The 15,526-nt window shown below is 59.8% G+C and carries 16 protein-coding genes; 4 read left to right on the top strand and 12 right to left on the bottom strand.

The window, feature by feature from the left end:
• Window positions 1-31: 31 nt before the first annotated feature.
• The 8 genes from AACX99_RS08655 to AACX99_RS08620 form a co-directional block, all read right to left on the bottom strand.
• Window positions 32-1,171 carry a homogentisate 1,2-dioxygenase gene (locus AACX99_RS08655; RefSeq protein ID WP_339411026.1) on the bottom strand — a complete coding sequence of 380 codons (1,140 nt, stop codon included), beginning with the start codon at window positions 1,169-1,171 and terminating at the stop codon, window positions 32-34.
• Window positions 1,172-1,175: 4 nt separating this feature from the next.
• Window positions 1,176-2,258 carry a 4-hydroxyphenylpyruvate dioxygenase gene (gene hppD / locus AACX99_RS08650; RefSeq protein ID WP_339411024.1) on the bottom strand — a complete coding sequence of 361 codons (1,083 nt, stop codon included), beginning with the start codon at window positions 2,256-2,258 and terminating at the stop codon, window positions 1,176-1,178.
• Window positions 2,259-2,720: 462 nt separating this feature from the next.
• Window positions 2,721-4,499 (bottom strand): ABC transporter ATP-binding protein, encoded by a 1,779-nt coding sequence (locus AACX99_RS08645; RefSeq protein ID WP_339411023.1) that lies wholly within the window; start codon window positions 4,497-4,499, stop codon window positions 2,721-2,723.
• Complete coding sequence (locus AACX99_RS08640) at window positions 4,492-5,124, bottom strand: DsbA family protein (RefSeq protein WP_339411021.1); 633 nt, start codon at window positions 5,122-5,124, stop codon at window positions 4,492-4,494. The genes AACX99_RS08645 and AACX99_RS08640 overlap by 8 nt, the downstream gene beginning before the upstream one ends.
• A gap of 2 nt (window positions 5,125-5,126) precedes the next feature.
• Entirely contained in the window at window positions 5,127-6,065 is a 939-nt protein-coding gene (gene trhO / locus AACX99_RS08635; RefSeq protein ID WP_339411019.1) for an oxygen-dependent tRNA uridine(34) hydroxylase TrhO, read from the bottom strand.
• Window positions 6,066-6,203: 138 nt separating this feature from the next.
• Window positions 6,204-6,497, bottom strand: coding sequence for a BolA family protein (locus AACX99_RS08630; protein ID WP_339411018.1), 294 nt, complete (start codon window positions 6,495-6,497; stop codon window positions 6,204-6,206).
• 12 nt (window positions 6,498-6,509) lie between these two features.
• Window positions 6,510-7,010, bottom strand: a complete 501-nt coding sequence (locus tag AACX99_RS08625; RefSeq protein WP_339411017.1) for a DUF2059 domain-containing protein — start codon at window positions 7,008-7,010, stop codon at window positions 6,510-6,512.
• 101 nt (window positions 7,011-7,111) lie between these two features.
• Window positions 7,112-7,288 carry a hypothetical protein gene (locus tag AACX99_RS08620; RefSeq protein ID WP_339411016.1) on the bottom strand — a complete coding sequence of 59 codons (177 nt, stop codon included), beginning with the start codon at window positions 7,286-7,288 and terminating at the stop codon, window positions 7,112-7,114.
• On the opposite strand from AACX99_RS08620, the gene AACX99_RS08615 reads away from it, so the two are divergent.
• From AACX99_RS08615 to AACX99_RS08605, 3 genes are all read left to right on the top strand, one after another.
• Window positions 7,275-8,285: a DUF2804 domain-containing protein gene (locus AACX99_RS08615; protein WP_339411015.1), complete on the top strand. Its 1,011-nt coding sequence runs from the start codon at window positions 7,275-7,277 to the stop codon at window positions 8,283-8,285. The two genes, AACX99_RS08620 and AACX99_RS08615, sit on opposite strands and share 14 nt — an antisense overlap.
• Window positions 8,286-8,403: 118 nt before the next feature.
• A complete protein-coding gene (locus AACX99_RS08610; protein ID WP_339411013.1) occupies window positions 8,404-9,798 on the top strand; it encodes a class II fumarate hydratase in 1,395 nt (464 codons plus the stop codon).
• Window positions 9,791-10,411, top strand: coding sequence for an NAD(P)H-dependent oxidoreductase (locus AACX99_RS08605; protein WP_304863674.1), 621 nt, complete (start codon window positions 9,791-9,793; stop codon window positions 10,409-10,411). Before AACX99_RS08610 ends, AACX99_RS08605 begins: the two co-directional genes overlap by 8 nt.
• Window positions 10,412-10,417: 6 nt before the next feature.
• On the opposite strand, the gene AACX99_RS08600 is transcribed toward AACX99_RS08605, so the two are convergent.
• Window positions 10,418-11,380, bottom strand: a complete 963-nt coding sequence (locus AACX99_RS08600) for a DMT family transporter (RefSeq protein WP_339411011.1) — start codon at window positions 11,378-11,380, stop codon at window positions 10,418-10,420.
• Window positions 11,381-11,670: 290 nt separating this feature from the next.
• On the opposite strand from AACX99_RS08600, the gene AACX99_RS08595 reads away from it, so the two are divergent.
• Window positions 11,671-11,880, top strand: a complete 210-nt coding sequence (locus AACX99_RS08595; protein WP_339411010.1) for a DUF6316 family protein — start codon at window positions 11,671-11,673, stop codon at window positions 11,878-11,880.
• A 71-nt stretch (window positions 11,881-11,951) separates the two neighbouring features.
• On the opposite strand, the gene AACX99_RS08590 is transcribed toward AACX99_RS08595, so the two are convergent.
• From AACX99_RS08590 to AACX99_RS08580, 3 genes are all read right to left on the bottom strand, one after another.
• A complete protein-coding gene (locus AACX99_RS08590) occupies window positions 11,952-13,136 on the bottom strand; it encodes a thiolase family protein (protein WP_339411009.1) in 1,185 nt (394 codons plus the stop codon).
• Window positions 13,137-13,257: 121 nt separating this feature from the next.
• Window positions 13,258-14,745 (bottom strand): polyphosphate:AMP phosphotransferase, encoded by a 1,488-nt coding sequence (pap, locus tag AACX99_RS08585; protein WP_339411008.1) that lies wholly within the window; start codon window positions 14,743-14,745, stop codon window positions 13,258-13,260.
• A gap of 74 nt (window positions 14,746-14,819) precedes the next feature.
• On the bottom strand, window positions 14,820-15,128 hold the full coding sequence (locus AACX99_RS08580) for a class I SAM-dependent methyltransferase (RefSeq protein WP_339411007.1): 309 nt from the start codon (window positions 15,126-15,128) through the stop codon (window positions 14,820-14,822).
• Window positions 15,129-15,526: the final 398 nt, after the last annotated feature.

The raw sequence follows: 15,526 nt of genomic DNA, 5'->3' as shown, positions 1-15,526 counted from the left end.
TTCGCGGGCATGGCCCGCTTCCTACGGTTGCTCAGCTATCTTTACCCGGCGCACGCCAGGAGTTCACGTATTCGGGGACATCAACACCGGCGGCGGCTTCGCCGACTTCCAGGGCGCGGCGGGTATCGATCATCACCGCCACTTCATCAATAAAGGTGGCCGGCGCTTCCTGGCTCTTTTTTAGTGCCTTGGGGTGTGGGCCATGGGGGAAGCCGCACGGGTGCAGAGTAACCATGCCCTGCTCGATATTGTCGCGGCTGAAGAAGTTGCCACGGTGGTAGAACAGCACTTCGTCGTAGTCGTCGTTGTTGTGATAGAACGGCACTTTCAGCGCGCCGGGGTCGCTTTCCACCGGCCGTGGGGTAAAGGTGCAGATCACAAAACCATTGGCCACGAAGGTGGTGTGTGCTGACGGCGGCAGGTGATAGCGATGGCTCATTAGCGGGCGGATATCGCGCCAATTAAGCCGCACCACCGTGTTATCGCCATGCCAGCCGACCACATCCAACGGATTGTAGGGATAGGTCACGGTGCTGATCTGGTTGCGCCGCTTGATCCGGATCTGCCAGGTATTTTCATCCTGCTGGGCCTTGAAGGCGTCATCCAGCCTGGGATGATCCAGCACCGCCGGATCGAAGATCGCCTGCGGGCCAATCAGGCCCTTATCCGGTAGCTGATAGGCACCGTCGGTGCTTTCAATCAGCAGCATAAAGGTCGGCTCATCGGCCTCAATGCGCCAGGCCGTACCGCGTGGAATCAACAGGTAATCGCCATCACGGTAGGTCAAATGGCCGAAGTCGCAGTAGAAGTGCCCCGCCCCTTCATGGATAAACAGCAGGTCATCGCCATCGGCGTTGCGCACCAGATGGCGCATGGCGCCGTGGGTTTTCCACACGCGCAGCTTCACGTCGCTGTTATGCAACGTCAGTGGCGCAGCCAACGGGCAGTCACGCTCGCTGGCAATGTCATTGAAGTTGAACGCGTGCGGACGCAGCGGCCCTTGCCAGTCGATCCAGCCAGTCGGCGGATGCTTGTGGTGCAGGTGCGCCGTGGGGCCGAAGAAGCCCTCGCGGCCCATCTCGCGTTCATAGGTGCCTTCGGGAAAGTCGCAGTGCGCCTGGCGCGAACACTCGCCTTCACGCAGGGGAAAACTGATCCAGTTACGGCTCATGGCCTCACTCCTCGGAGATCACACCACGTTTGATCTGATCTTCCTCGATGGACTCGAACAACGCTTTGAAGTTGCCCTCACCAAAGCCCTGATTGCCCTTGCGCTGAATGATCTCGAAGAAGATCGGGCCAATCACCGTATTGGTGAAGATCTGCAGCAGAATGCCGTCATCATCCGGCGCGCCGTCGATCAGAATATTCAGCTCGCGCAACACATCGGTCGGCTCAACATGCCCGGCCACGCGGGTATCGACCTTGTCGAAATAGGTGCCTGGGGTAACCATGAAATCCACACCATTGGCGCGCAGCTGGCGCACGGTGGCGTAGATATCCTCGCTGCTCAGGGCGATATGCTGGATGCCCTCGCCCTGGTATTCGCGAATAAATTCCTCGATCTGCGACTTGTCGTCAGACGACTCGTTGATCGGGATGCGGATCTTGCCGCACGGCGCGGTCATGGCGCGGGACAACAGGCCGGTGAGCTTGCCTTCGATGTCGAAGTAACGAATCTCGCGGAAGTTGGCAATGCGCTCGTAGAAGCCCGACCACACATCCATCTGCCCGCGCTTGACGTTGTGGGTCAGGTGATCCAGCTCTTTCAGGCCCACCGAGTTGTCGTTAGGCGTGCGTCCTTCGATATATTCGAAGTCGACGTCGTAGATGCTCTTGTCACCGAAGCGATCCACCAGATACAGCAACGAGCCGCCAATGCCTTCGACGCAGGGGATATTCAGCTCGCCGAAGTTGGCGTGGCTGCCCACCAGCGTGGCGCCCTGAGACTCCACATAGGCGGCTGCCTGAGCCGCGTTCTGTACGCGGAAGGCCATGGCGCAAGCGCTAGGGCCGTGCTTGAGACCAAACTCGCGCACATGCCCAGTCGGGCTGCCGTTCAGTACGAAGTTGATATCGTTCTGCTGGAACAGCCAGACCTCTTTCGAGCGGTGCTTGGCGGTCTCGGTAAAGCCCATGGCGGTGAACAGCTCGCGCAGCTGCTGGATGCCTTCCGGGGTCGGCGCGGTGTACTCGACAAACTCGAAGCCGTCGGTGCCGATAGGGTTGTGCTGCTGGATCTTGTTCACGGCGTTCATTGCGCCTCCTCGTTGTTGTTTTGATCAACCGCTGCGTCATGCAACGGCGCGGATTGACCTCATAACAACTGAGCGCAGGCACGCTAACAAGCCAGCTCAAGGCCTCATGCAGCCGTTCAAACCAAGACTTTCGGCAAGATTTCATTACGCACATAAAAACCGGGGGCTTAGTGACTGTAAGCACCCTATTCGCGTAACGATTAATTTACAAAGCGGTCGATTTAACTGCCAAGAGCAGGGCCGCAGCGCTTCTGACCTAGCTGAAACCCGCAACAAACCGCGGGCACGGCCCGCGCCTACGATCAGGGTTTGCCCGTAGGAGCGGGTCATGCCCGCGAGAAAGTGTTGTATTTGCCAAGAGCCGTAGGGTGGATGGCGCTTTACCCATCCACCGATGCGCCCTCACGGTGGATGAAAAGAACCTCATCCACCCTACAGATGCCGCTTTCCGAGCGGGGTCGATCAGTGCTGCAGATGGCCGTAGAGCTTGGCGTAGAGCCCGCCATCGGCGATCAATTGTTGATGCCCACCGTCTTCGGCGATGCTGCCACCATCGAACACCAGCACCCGGTCAGCCTGCTTCACCGCGCTCAGGCGGTGGGCGATGATCAGCGTGGTGCGGCCGTGCAGAAACTGGTTGAGTGCCTGATGCAGGGCATACTCGGTGGCGGCATCCAGAGCCGAGGTGGCTTCATCCAGAATCACCACTTTCGGCTCGGCCAATACCATGCGAGCAATCGCCAGCCGCTGACGCTGGCCGCCGGAGAGCCTTACACCAGAGCGGCCGACGATGCTGTCCAACCCCTGCGGCAAACCGCGAATGGTATCGGCCAGCTGAGCGATTTCCAGGGCACGCCAGCAGAACTCGTCCGTGCGCTCACGCCCCATACACAGGTTGGCGCGCACCGTGTCGTTAAACAGCGCCGGATGCTGCAGCACCACCGCGACATGCTCACGCACCCCCTCCAGGCCGATTTCTTCCTGGCTGCTGCCGCCAAAACGAATAATCCCAGCCTGCGGCGTATACAGGCCGAGCAGCAGCTGTACCAGGGTGCTTTTGCCGCCGCCGCTGGCGCCGACAATGGCGACCTTCTCGCCGGGCGCAATGCTCAGGTTGAGGTGATCCAGTACTGGTTCGTCGTTATAGGCGAAGGTCAGTCCGCTGACTTCAATGCCCACGGTGTCGCGCCCCTTGAACGGATCGACGCGACCGGGGTACTGCGGCTCGTCCTTGCGCGCCAGCAGCTCGTTGATCCGACTCAAAGCGCCGCCGGCGGCGTAGAAGGCGTATTGCAAGCTGAGCAGTTGCTCGACCGGGCCGATCATAAACCACAGGTAGCTGAACACCGCGAGCATCTGGCCTATCGACAAGTCGGAGAACAATACGGTAAGCATGGCAGCGGCGCGGAACACGTCGATACCGAACTGGAACAGCAGACCGCTGGCACGGTTCGAGGCGTCAGTCTTCCACTGCGAGTTCACCGCAAAGTCACGTACCTCTTTCGCCCGCCCACCAAGGCGACCAAGGAAAAAGCCCTGACGATTGCCCGCGCGGATTTCCTGGATCGCTTCAAGGGTTTCCGTCAGCGCCTGGGTAAAACGTGAGGTACTGTCGTTCTCCAGTTTCTTGAGGTGTTTGACGCGCTTGCCCAATTGCACCGTGGCGTAGATCACCAACGGATTGAACAGCAGAATCAGCAGCGCCAACTGCCAGTGCATCCACAGCAGAATCGCCGAGGTGCCGGCCAGGGTCAGCATGGCCACCAGAAAGCGGCTCAGGGTTTCGCCGACAAATTTGTCCAGGGTGTCCAGATCGGTGACCAAGTGAGTGGTCACGGTGCCGCCGCCAAGGCTTTCGTACTCGCCAAGGGAGATGCGTTTGAGCCGTTCGATCAGGCGAATACGGATGCGGTAGACGATGTCCTTGGATAGCCGGGCAAATAACCTCGCCTGCAACACGTTGAAGATCAGTGCGCCACCGCGCAGAAACAGGGTCAGCACCAGCATCAGGCCGATATAACCGGCGGCGGTTTCCCAGTTAGCCGGCAGAAAATTGTTCATCACCTTGAGCGCAGCATCGCCGTCCTGCAGCAGCACTTCGTCGACCAACAGCGGCAGCAACAGCGGGATAGGTACGCTGCACAGGGTCGCCAACACGGCGACCAGGTTGGCCAGGATCAGGGCTTTTTTGTGGTGCAGGGCTAGCCGACGAATTTCCGCCCAACTCAAACGATCAGGCATCGGCAACCCGCTCCAGCCAGCGCGCAAGCAAGGGCTGCAGTACCTCAAGGGGCTGATAGCCGTTGGTCAGCAGTGCCAGCTGGCCATTGCGCTCTGCCAGCAGGGTGGGAAAGCCGGCGATGCCTAGATCCTGAGTCCAGCTGAAATCGGCAGCAGTTGCAGCACGTTGCGCGGCGCTGTCGAAGGCTTCGGCAAACACGATGCGCGGAATCCCGGCGCGCTCGGCCAACTCCACCAGCACACTGGCGCGGGTAACATCCACGCCTTCGGTATAGAACGCGCGCTGGATCAACTGCGCCAGCGGCCAGACCAGTTCGGGTGCCAGATTACGCGCCGTGACCAATGCGCGGCAGGCTGGCTCGGTGTCGTAAACCAGGCCCTCGGGCAGGCCTTCGTTGAAGTTGAACAGCTGCCCGGTGCTGGCATTGACCGCCTGCCAATAGCCCAGATAACGCACCCGCGCTGCGGCATCGATGGCCACGCTATCACGGCGCAAACCGCCCAACACCAGTTGCAGTCCCACGCCAGCCTCAGCGGCCTGTTCTGCAAGGGACTCAAGCACCGGGGCAAAGCCCCAGCACCATGAACACATCGGGTCCATCACATAGAGCAGGCGTGCGTGCATGCTTAAGCCTCGCGGTTCTGTCGGGGGTTGTAACCCAGCGGGTGCGGCTGATTACGTTCTTTCGCCAGTTCGATCTGGCGCTGACGCTCGCGAGCGCCGGCGCGGGTTTTCTCCGGCAGCGAGTCCCAGCAATGCGGGCAACTGACGCCTGGGGTATAGAGCTCGGACTGGCGATCTTCCACCGAAACCGGCGTGCGGCATGCGTGGCATTGGTCGTAGTCGCCTTCGCTGAGGTCATGACGCACGGTGACCCGATTATCGAAAACGAAGCAGTCGCCCTGCCACTTGGTCTCTTCCTGCGGTACTTCTTCCAGGTACTTGAGGATGCCGCCCTTGAGGTGAAAAACCTCCTCGAAACCTCCACCGAGCATATAGCTGGAGGCCTTCTCGCAGCGGATGCCGCCGGTGCAAAACATTGCGACTTTCTTGTGCTTGGCCGGGTCGAAGTGCGCCTTGATGTAGTCGGGAAACTCGCGGAACGACTTGGTTTTCGGGTCTACCGCGCCCTCGAAGGTACCAATCGACACTTCGTAATCGTTGCGTGTATCAATCAGCAGAACTTCGGGGTCTGAGATCAGCGCGTTCCAGTCCTTGGGCTCAACGTAGGTGCCGACTTTCTGGTTCGGGTCAACGCCAGGTACGCCCAGGGTGACGATTTCTTTCTTCAGTTTGACCTTGGTGCGATAAAACGGCTGCTCATCGCAATAGGATTCCTTGTGGTCGATATCGGCCAGGCGCGGGTCCAGGGCAAACCAGGCGAGCAGCCCGTCGACTCCAGCACGACTGCCGGACACTGTGCCGTTGATGCCCTCTTCAGCAATCAACAACGTGCCCTTGATACCGTTATCCAGCATGGCTTGCAGCAGCGGCTCGCGCAGCTCGTGAAAATCAGGCAGGGAAACGAACTTATAGAGCGCGGCGACAACGATCTTGTCTGTCATGTGCATGTCCTTCAGTAGTCGCCCACGTAAAGGGCGGACCGGGATACAAAAAAATACGCCGGCCCAGGTTGTTCACCTAGAGCCGGCGGGGTCGGCAGTTTACTGTCCTTGAGAAGCGCCGTGTAGAGGCGAATTGCCTCAGTGGCCGCCCTTGCAGGTCGGTGAGGCCGGAGCCACACCCTGCTGAGACCACTCATCAGGCGTATAGGTGTGCAGCGCCAGCGCATGGATCTGACCCATCAGCTCACCCACGGCGGCATAAGCTTTCTGGTGACGTTTGACCGCATTCAAGCCCGCGAACTGCTCGCTGACGATCACCGCCTTGTAATGGGTTTCCAGGCCACGGCTGTGCATATGGCTTTCATCCAACACGTCGAGATGTTGGGGTTGCAGGCTCGCCAGAGCGACCTGCAATAAATCGATCTTCGGCATAAGGGCTGTCACTCAGGGCTTCTTCGGGGTCAGCTTGGTGGTCATTTCCGCCAACAGCTGGTTGACCTTGGGCACGGCGGCTTCCAACTTGCCTTGGGTCAGCTGCGCCGACTGCGCAGTCAGTGTCGGCATCTTTTCCAGGACTTTCTTGCCCAGCGGTGATTCGTAGAAACGAATCAGGTCTTTCATTTCCTGTTCGTTGAAGTTAGTGGTGTAGAGCTTGACCATATCCGGCTTGAGTTTGTCCCAGCCTACAGCCTGCTCAAGCGCGGCATTGGCCTGGGCCTGATAGGTTTCCAGCACGGCCTTCTCGCTCTGCGGCGCCTTGCTCTCGGCAAAGCGTTGGGCAAACATCTGCTGCACCTGGGCATACACCGGTACAGCCAGCTTATCGGCGCGGGCCAGCAGCAGGAAACGCTCGGCATCGGCGGCGTGACTCTTGGCATCGGCGAGCACCTGAGCACTACCGCACGTCAGTATTAGGGCAGCGCAAAGGGCAGGTAAACGTGACATGTACTACTCCTGAGAAAGGGATTGAGTGCTGTTGGACTCAATTGCCGGCATTTTGTGCCCAAGCGCGGGTCACACTCAAGTAAGCAAGAGCGTCGATCAACTCACGCTACAACTGTGCACTGGCGCACTGCGTGCTTAAAGTCCAAAATGCCAGCACTTGCCGAGCAGGCTAATGCCTGTGCATGCTCGACGAGATAAGCCATCTTCTGCTTCAGCGCGCCAATGCTCACAAAGCGAAGCGCCAGCACACACATGGACGTGTCGATGAACAGTTTCACTCATCCAGAGCCTCTCGCCGCCATCGCGCTATGCGATAGCCACGGGCTGCTTAACCCGCAGGCCATCGGCTGGTCACCCAGGCCCATGATCGATTGCGCCATACCTGGGCACTTCGGCCGACGCAAACGCTGGAACCATTGGTGCATCACCACCCCGCAGTGGATGCTCTCGTTTACCCAGGCCGACCTCGATTACCTGGGGTACGCCGCCGCCTATTTCCTTGATCTGCAAAGCGGCCAAGCCGTCGCCTACAGCCAGTACCGCCTGTTCGGCCGTGGCTGCGACCTGCCAGATCAGCCGCAAGCCAGCCACGAATTCAACCACCCCCGCCTGCAACTGCGCGTGGCTGAACACACCGGGCGCACGCGCATCATCATCAATGCGCCAGATATTGGCGGACAACCGCTGCAGGTGGCCCTGGATATTCAACGCCCATCCCACCTGGACTCAGTCAACCTGGTCGCCCCGCTCGGCCCGCATAGCTTTCACGCCACCAGCCGCCAGCTGGGTCTGCCCTGCAGTGGCAGCGTGCAACTGGGTAAGCAGCAATACAACTGCGTCACCGGGCAAAGCTTTGCCTCGCTGGATTTCGGCCGTGGCGTCTGGCCGCTTAATAGCCACTGGACCCGCGCCGCGTTCGCTGCACCCGGTGGTATCGCAGGCAACTTCGGCTCCGGCTGGACCGATCACAGCGGCCTGTCAGAAAACACGCTGTGGTTTGGTGGCGAACTGCAGCACCTGGATACACCGATCATCATCACCCAGGCACCGCACAGTCCGCTGGCACCCTGGCAGCTGCGCAGCCCGGATGATGCCGTACAGCTGATTTTCACCCCACGCCAGCGCCACCAGGCTTGTCGCCGGCTCGGGCCGTTCTATGCAGATACGCAGCAGTGGTTTGGGCACTTCGAGGGTGTTCTGCGTGGTCCGGAAGGTGAACGTGTGCCCGTCAATAACGCACTTGGCTGGCTAGGCGAGACCCGCGCCCGCTGGTAATCGGCCACCGATGTTGAACCTCTACTGATGCAGCGCCGCCTAAGCTCAAATACTCCCGGCCAGCAATCGCTGACCTGAGAGGTTGTTTGCCGCATGCACAACATTGAGGAGAGCCATCATGAGCCGCACTGAAACCGACAGCCTGGGCCCGATCGAAGTACACGACGAGGCGTATTGGGGTGCACAAACTCAGCGCTCGCTAGTCAACTTCGCTATCGGCCAGGAGCGCATGCCTTTATCGGTGGTGCATGCCCTGGCGCTGATCAAGAAGGCTGCCGCGCGGGTCAATCAGCGCATCGGCGAACTGCCTGCAGACATCGCCCGATTGATCGAGCAGGCAGCCAATGAAGTACTGGCCGGCCAGCATGATGAGCAGTTCCCCCTGGTGGTCTGGCAGACCGGCAGCGGCACGCAAAGCAATATGAACGTCAATGAAGTAATCGCCGGACGCGCCAATGAGCTAGCCGGCAACGGCCGTGGCGGCAAGACGCCGGTGCACCCCAACGACCATGTCAATCGCGCGCAAAGCTCCAACGACAGCTTCCCCACCGCCATGCATGTCGCCGCCGCGCAGGCTGTGCAACAGCAACTGCTGCCTGCCGTGCGCGAACTGCGTGACGGCTTACAGGAACAGGCCGAGCGCCATGCGCGCCTGCTCAAGACCGGTCGCACACATATGATGGACGCCACGCCGATGACCTTCGGCCAGGAGCTGTCGGCCTTTGTCGCGCAGCTGAGCTATGCCGAGCACGCTATCCAGGCCGCTCTGCCGGCAGTCTGCGAACTGGCCCAGGGTGGCACCGCCGTAGGTACCGGCTTGAACTCACCGCAAGGTTTTGCCGATGCTATGGCCGCCGAACTGGCCGCCTTGAGTGGCCTGCCCTTGGTCAGCGCACCGAACAAATTTGCCGCTCTATCCGGACACGAGCCGTTGGTTGCGCTATCAGGCGCCTTGAAAACCCTGGCGGTCGCCCTTATGAAGCTTGCCAACGACCTGCGTTTACTGGGCTCCGGCCCGCGCGCAGGCTTTGCCGAAGTGCGTTTGCCGGCCAATGAGCCGGGCAGCTCGATCATGCCCGGCAAGGTCAACCCAACCCAATGCGAGGCGCTGTCGATGCTGGCTTGCCAGGTTCTTGGTAACGACACCACGATTGCCTTTGCCGCGAGTCAGGGCCATCTGCAGCTCAACGTGTTCAAACCGGTGATTATTCACAACCTGCTGCAATCGATACGCTTGCTGGCGGACGGCTGCCATAACTTCCAGCAGCACTGCGTCGCCGGCTTGCAGCCGGATGCGCTGAAAATGGCCGAACACCTGGAGCGCGGCCTGATGTTGGTGACCGCGCTGAACCCGCATATCGGCTACGACAAAGCCGCACAGATCGCCAAGCAGGCCTATCAGGATGGCACCACCCTGCGCGAAGCAGCGCTGCAACTGGGCCACCTGAGCAATGAACAATTCGACGCCTGGGTGCGCCCTGAAAACATGCTGGAGGCGGGTCAACATGAGTGAAGCGGCAAAGAGCGGCGCAACGCCCCTGGAAGGTGACGGCAAACGCATCCTGATGATTCTCGGCACGCCGAAAAACAGCAGTTTCTGTCATGCCCTCGGCGAAGCCTATGCCCAGGGCGCACGCAGCAAGGGGCACGTGGTGCGTCAACTGAAACTGGGCGAGATGAGCTACGACCCGGTGCTGCGTGATGGTTACGAGCAGAGCCAAACCCTGGAACCTGACCTCTTGGAGGCGCAGCGGCAGATTCATTGGGCCGAGCATCTGGTATTCGTCTACCCAGTCTGGTGGGGCGGCATTCCCGCGCTGCTCAAAGGCTTCTTCGACCGCACCTTCCTGCCCGGCTTCGCCTTCAAATACCGCAACCGCTCGCAACTCTGGGACAAGCTGCTGACCGGACGTACCGCCGACCTGCTGGTGACCATGGATACGCCGCCCTGGTACTTCCGTTGGATCTACGGCGCCCCCGGACATCGGCAGATGACCCGCACCATCCTCGGCTTCAGCGGCATCAAAACCCGCCGCCTGGCCGAGTTCGCCCCAGTACGCCCCTCCAGCGAAGAACAGCGCCAGAGTTGGTTACGCCGCGCCGAGGCCCTCGGCGTGCGCGCCTAAGCCTTATTAAGCCAACGCGGCCATGCGCGCCTTACGAGCGCGCCAACCGGCCAACAATGAAGGCCCCAGCGCAATCAGCGCCGAGCCCAGCACCACCAGCACCGCACCGCCATAGGCCAACCAGTTGATCTGTTCAGGCTGCACATGGTCAGGCCACCAGCTGGCGGCCAGGGCCACCGAAGCAAAAGTCACCAGCGGAGTAATCGCCAGCGCCGCACTGACCCGCGAAGCTTCCCAATGCGCCAGCGCCTCGGCAAACGCGCCATAGGCCACTAGGGTGTTCAGGCAGCAAGCAAACAGCAGCCAGCCCTGCAGCGGGCTTAGCTCTAGAGCTTGCAGCGGCTGCGCCCATGGTGTCAGCAACACAGCGCAGGACAGGTAGATCACCATCATCACCTGCAGCGAGTTCCATACCGTCAGCAGTTGTTTCTGTGCCAGGCCATAAAAGGCCCAGACAAACGCCGCCGACAGCACAATCAACACCCCAGTGGTGTATGCCGTCAGGGAGGTCAGCAGCTCATCCAGGCGCTGATTGAAGAACAAGGCAAAGCCGATTATCAGCACCAGCAAACCCAGCCCCTGGCCGAGGCTGAAACGCTCGCGAAAGATAAAGAGGCTGCTGATCAACAGCAGAATCGGCGCCACCTGAATCACCAACTGAGTAGTGCCGGGGCTGAGCAAGTTGAGGCCGACCAGATACAACACATAGTTGGCGGTCAACCCGGCTATCGCCAGCAGCAGAAGCCAGGCGCCCTTCTTGCCCAGCGGGCGAAATCTCGGCAGCCGGTTACTGGCCGCCAGGTAGGCCAGCAGGATGGAACCGGAAACCAGCAGGCGAAACCAGGTCACCGTGACCGGGTCCATCACCTGCAGTACTTCCTTGAGTTTGATCGGTAGCACGCCCCATAGCACGGCAGTCAGCAGCGCGAGAAACAGACCGTAGAGCCAGCGACCAGAAGAAATATGCATAAACGCCTCGCTACCGGCACCGCAACCTTTGCCCGATGCAGGTTGAAGCGACAACACAGCATTCTAAGTCGCCACCACCGACCGGCACAGCCACAGCCAGGCGCAGCTATTCCAGGAAACTGTACCGATGGCGCTACAGCATCAAGACAGTGTCCTGACGTCAAAAAAATATGAAAACCGAGAAAAACATGCCGAATTTCGGCAAAAGCGACCACTTGTCGTTAAATTCTGCAGCTCGGATATCGCCGTTTAGACTGAATTCAGCAGCTCATTTTGCGGGAGGTTCATCTATGTTCGGCCAACGCCATATCGACCATAACCCCGGCACCCACTACCGCAGTGAACGCGTTAGCGCGGTCAACGGCCAGTACTTCTTCTCCACCCGTGAGGGCACGCTGGAAGGCCCCTATTTCAACCGAACGGATGCCGAGCGCGAGATCGCCTTCTATATCCGCCGAATGATCCAGGCCAACGAAATCATCGAAAGCCGCGCTTTCTAGAGCGTAAACACAGCCAATAAAAAACCGCGATTGCTCGCGGTTTTTTATTGGCTGTGTTTATCGAGGCCTGATCAGCGCACTGCTTCAAACAACCCGGTAGCGCCCATGCCGCCGCCCACACACATAGTGACGATGCCATAGCGCAGGTTGCGACGCTGCAGTTCACGCACCAAGTGACCAACCTGGCGCGAGCCGGTCATGCCGAATGGGTGACCGATGGAAATCGAGCCGCCATTAACGTTGTACTTGGCGTTGTCGATTTCCAGACGATCGCGGGCATACAGGCACTGCGAAGCAAAGGCTTCGTTGAGTTCCCACAGATCGATATCGGCAACACTCAGGCCCTTGGCCTTGAGTAACTTGGGCACCGAGAACACCGGGCCGATGCCCATCTCGTCCGGTTCGCAACCGGCGACGGTAAAACCGCGGAAGAACGCCAGCGGCTTGAGGCCCAGTTCGATGGCTTTTTCCAGGCTCATGATCAAGGTCATGGATGCGCCGTCGGACAGCTGCGAAGCGTTGCCGGCGGTGACCGAACCGTCGTCCGCAAACACCGGTTTGAGTGCAGCCAGGCTTTCTAACGTGGTGTCAGCACGGTTGCAGTCATCACGATCAACCACACCCTCAACGATGCTCTTCTCGCCGGTGGCTTTGTCTTCAACTTGATACTTGACCTGCATCGGTGCGATTTCATCGTCGAACAGGCCTTCGGCCTGCGCCCGCGCGGTGCGCTGCTGGCTTTGCAGGGCGTAGCCGTCCTGGGCTTCGCGACTGACGTTGTAACGGCGGGCGACGATCTCAGCGGTCTGCCCCATGGGGTAATAGATACCCGGTACATCTTTTTGCAGAATGGGGTTGAACAGGTTGTCGGTATTCATGCTTTTCAGAGTCATGGTGATCGACTCGACGCCACCGGCCACGATCACATCGCTGCAGCCGGATGCCACTTGGTTGGCGGCAATCGCGATGGCCTGCAAGCCCGAGGAGCAGAAACGGTTGAGGGTCATGCCGGCCACGTTGGTGCCCAGACCGGACAACACCGCCACGTTGCGACCGATGTTCATGCCCTGGGCGCCTTCATTGGAGCCCGCGCCGACGATGCAGTCATCCACCAACGCTGGATCGATACCGGTACGCGCCAGCAGCGCATTGACGCAATGAGCCGCCATGTCGTCTGGACGGGTCAGATTGAACTTGCCACGGAAGGACTTGGCCAAACCAGTCCGTACGCTGTCAACGATCACCACTTCACGCATGCCGCACCTCATTGTTATTGGGTTGAGTTGCCAACAAGAATAAAGCCGGACAATCTCACTCAGCGATGATCATTCATCAGCCGTATGCGCGACCATCCTGTTACCCATGCCAAACAGTTACTCAGTCTTTGCCGAACGCGGCCTCCAGGGCCTCATTGATGGTGCGCAGCACCTTGATCCGGGCAAAGCGTTTGTCATTGGCTTCCACTAGCGTCCAAGGCGCAATTTGCGTGCTGGTGCGATCAACCATATCGCCCACCGCATCGCGGTACAGCGGCCACTTGTCGCGGTTGCGCCAGTCTTCTTCGGTGATCTTGAAGCGTTTGAAGGGGATCTGCTCACGCGCCTTGAAGCGCTCCAGCTGGGTTTGCTGATCGATCGACAACCAGAATTTCACCAGCACCACGCCGGCTTCGCTGAGCTGCTCTTCGAAATCATTGATCTCGCCATAAGCGCGCAGCCAGTCGCCGGGACCGCAGAAGCCCTCAACCCGCTCCACCAGCACCCGGCCATACCAGGAGCGATCAAACACGGTGAATTTGCCACGCGGTGGAATGTGCCGCCAGAAGCGCCACAGATAGGGCTGCGCGCGCTCCTCTTCGGTCGGCGCGGCAACCGGAACGATGCGGTATTGGCGCGGATCAAGCGCACCGATCACCCGACGAATCGCCCCGCCCTTGCCTGCCGCATCATTGCCCTCGAATACCGCAACCAGCGAATGACGACGCATGCGTTTATCGCGCATCAGGCTGGACAGTCGCGCCTGCTCAACCACCAATTGTTCGTTGTAGCTGTCCTTGTCCAAGGCCTGGGTCATGTCCAGGCTGTCAATCAAGCCACGCTCATCCAGACTGGAGGTCAGCGGCGCGGCATGCGGGTGTGGTAACGGCCGGCTCTGCGCCTTCAGCGCGGCTTGCAGGCCCTCAAGCAGAATGCGCCCGACCGTCAGACTGCGGTAATGCTCATCGACGCCTTCAACCACATACCAGGGCGCGTAATCGCGACTGGTACGGCGCAGCACACGCTCGCCGACCCGTACAAACTTGTCGTAGGTTTTCGACTGTTGCCAGTCCAGCGGGCTTATCCGCCAGCTGTGCAGCGGATCATCCTGCAGCGATTTAAGACGCGCTTTCATCTGCTGCTTGGACAAATGAAACCAGAATTTGAAGATCAGTGTGCCTTCGTCGCAAAGCATGCGCTCCAGGCCCAGGGTGGTGTCGATAGCCTGGTCGAGCACGGCGTTCTTGATCCGCCCGTGCACTCGCCCCTGCAGCATCTGGCTGTACCAGTTGCCGAAGAAGATACCGATACGCCCCTTGGGCGGCAGTTGCCGCCAGTAGCGCCAGGCCGGCGGTCGCGCCAGTTCCTCATCGGTTTGCTGGTCGAAGGTGTTGACCTGAATCAGCCGGGCGTCCATCCACTCGTTAAGCAGTTTTACCGTCTCGCCCTTGCCCGCCCCTTCGATGCCATTGATCAGGATCAGTACGGCAAAACGCCCTTGCTGCTGCAACTCGTACTGCGCCTCCAGCAACGCTTCACGCAACGCTGGCGCCTCAGCCTCAAAGGTTTCTTTATCAATGCTGCGGCCGATCTCGGCGGATTCGAACATAGCCCACTCCCTGACAATATCGTTTGAGCCTAGCGGATCGGCACTGGCTTTGGCCAAGCCGTTGTGGGATTCACTCAGCGCCGGGTGATCAGCCCCTGCTTGGCCACGCGCGTCAGCTGGCGCACGGTTTCTTCCAACTGCGCGGCCGTTGGCGCCTGGATGACCGCCATATCGAAGTGATTGCTGGCAAAGCGTGCCAGGGATTCGCCATCGTGGACAAAGTTGATCAGAAAGGCCCGCGGCCCTGGCCAGCGCTTGGGCCAGCCATCGAGGTAACGCAGCAGGGTCGGCTGATGGCTACCGCCAAGGAGAATTTTTGGATTGTGTAACGTCAGCCCGGAAGTGATTGGGGCCAGGCGAATAAGCGGTTGGGGACAGTGCATCGATATGTCTCCGCCTCATTAAGTCCGCTGGGCAGCGGTGAGAGGCGACACCGAACCAGCGCTTTAGCGGAATTTCAAAGCCTCCGAAGAGTACTTCTCAGGGCGCTGCATTCAGCAGTTAACCCGGCGCCCCGCAAGTAGCTGTTTAAATCGGCGCATGGGGCAGCATCCTAGAGAACCCCGCGCAAAGCTGTCAAGGCGCGAGTTTACGGGCTTTCACAACCACCCCAACCTTTGACTGGTGGCATTACGATTCGGTCGGCCAACCTGCCTTTTCACCGCGAAAAGGCGGGCAGCCGACCCTGTGCATGGGGCCTGTATCCGGTCCTGCGTCGTTTCACCCCGTAACAACCGCACGTCAGTGCGCAACTAGCGAGCTAAACACGTCTGCCCCACAT

Origin of the sequence: Pseudomonas sp. EA_35y_Pfl2_R5, from assembly GCF_963970805.1 — a bacterium.
GTDB lineage: Bacteria > Pseudomonadota > Gammaproteobacteria > Pseudomonadales > Pseudomonadaceae > Aquipseudomonas.
This window is presented reverse-complemented; position numbering and strand designations above follow the sequence as displayed.

Bases quoted from the DNA above. Each gene is read 5' to 3' on its own strand.
- AACX99_RS08655 (WP_339411026.1), bottom strand. From the start codon at position 1,171: ATGAGCCGTAACTGGATCAGTTTTCCCCTGCGTGAAGGCGAGTGTTCG.
- hppD (WP_339411024.1), bottom strand. From the start codon at position 2,258: ATGAACGCCGTGAACAAGATCCAGCAGCACAACCCTATCGGCACCGAC.
- AACX99_RS08645 (WP_339411023.1), bottom strand. From the start codon at position 4,499: ATGCCTGATCGTTTGAGTTGGGCGGAAATTCGTCGGCTAGCCCTGCAC.
- AACX99_RS08640 (WP_339411021.1), bottom strand. From the start codon at position 5,124: ATGCACGCACGCCTGCTCTATGTGATGGACCCGATGTGTTCATGGTGC.
- trhO (WP_339411019.1), bottom strand. From the start codon at position 6,065: ATGACAGACAAGATCGTTGTCGCCGCGCTCTATAAGTTCGTTTCCCTG.
- AACX99_RS08630 (WP_339411018.1), bottom strand. From the start codon at position 6,497: ATGCCGAAGATCGATTTATTGCAGGTCGCTCTGGCGAGCCTGCAACCC.
- AACX99_RS08625 (WP_339411017.1), bottom strand. From the start codon at position 7,010: ATGTCACGTTTACCTGCCCTTTGCGCTGCCCTAATACTGACGTGCGGT.
- AACX99_RS08615 (WP_339411015.1), top strand. From the start codon at position 7,275: ATGAACAGTTTCACTCATCCAGAGCCTCTCGCCGCCATCGCGCTATGC.
- AACX99_RS08610 (WP_339411013.1), top strand. From the start codon at position 8,404: ATGAGCCGCACTGAAACCGACAGCCTGGGCCCGATCGAAGTACACGAC.
- AACX99_RS08605 (WP_304863674.1), top strand. From the start codon at position 9,791: ATGAGTGAAGCGGCAAAGAGCGGCGCAACGCCCCTGGAAGGTGACGGC.
- AACX99_RS08600 (WP_339411011.1), bottom strand. From the start codon at position 11,380: ATGCATATTTCTTCTGGTCGCTGGCTCTACGGTCTGTTTCTCGCGCTG.
- AACX99_RS08595 (WP_339411010.1), top strand. From the start codon at position 11,671: ATGTTCGGCCAACGCCATATCGACCATAACCCCGGCACCCACTACCGC.
- AACX99_RS08590 (WP_339411009.1), bottom strand. From the start codon at position 13,136: ATGCGTGAAGTGGTGATCGTTGACAGCGTACGGACTGGTTTGGCCAAG.
- pap (WP_339411008.1), bottom strand. From the start codon at position 14,745: ATGTTCGAATCCGCCGAGATCGGCCGCAGCATTGATAAAGAAACCTTT.
- AACX99_RS08580 (WP_339411007.1), bottom strand. From the start codon at position 15,128: ATGCACTGTCCCCAACCGCTTATTCGCCTGGCCCCAATCACTTCCGGG.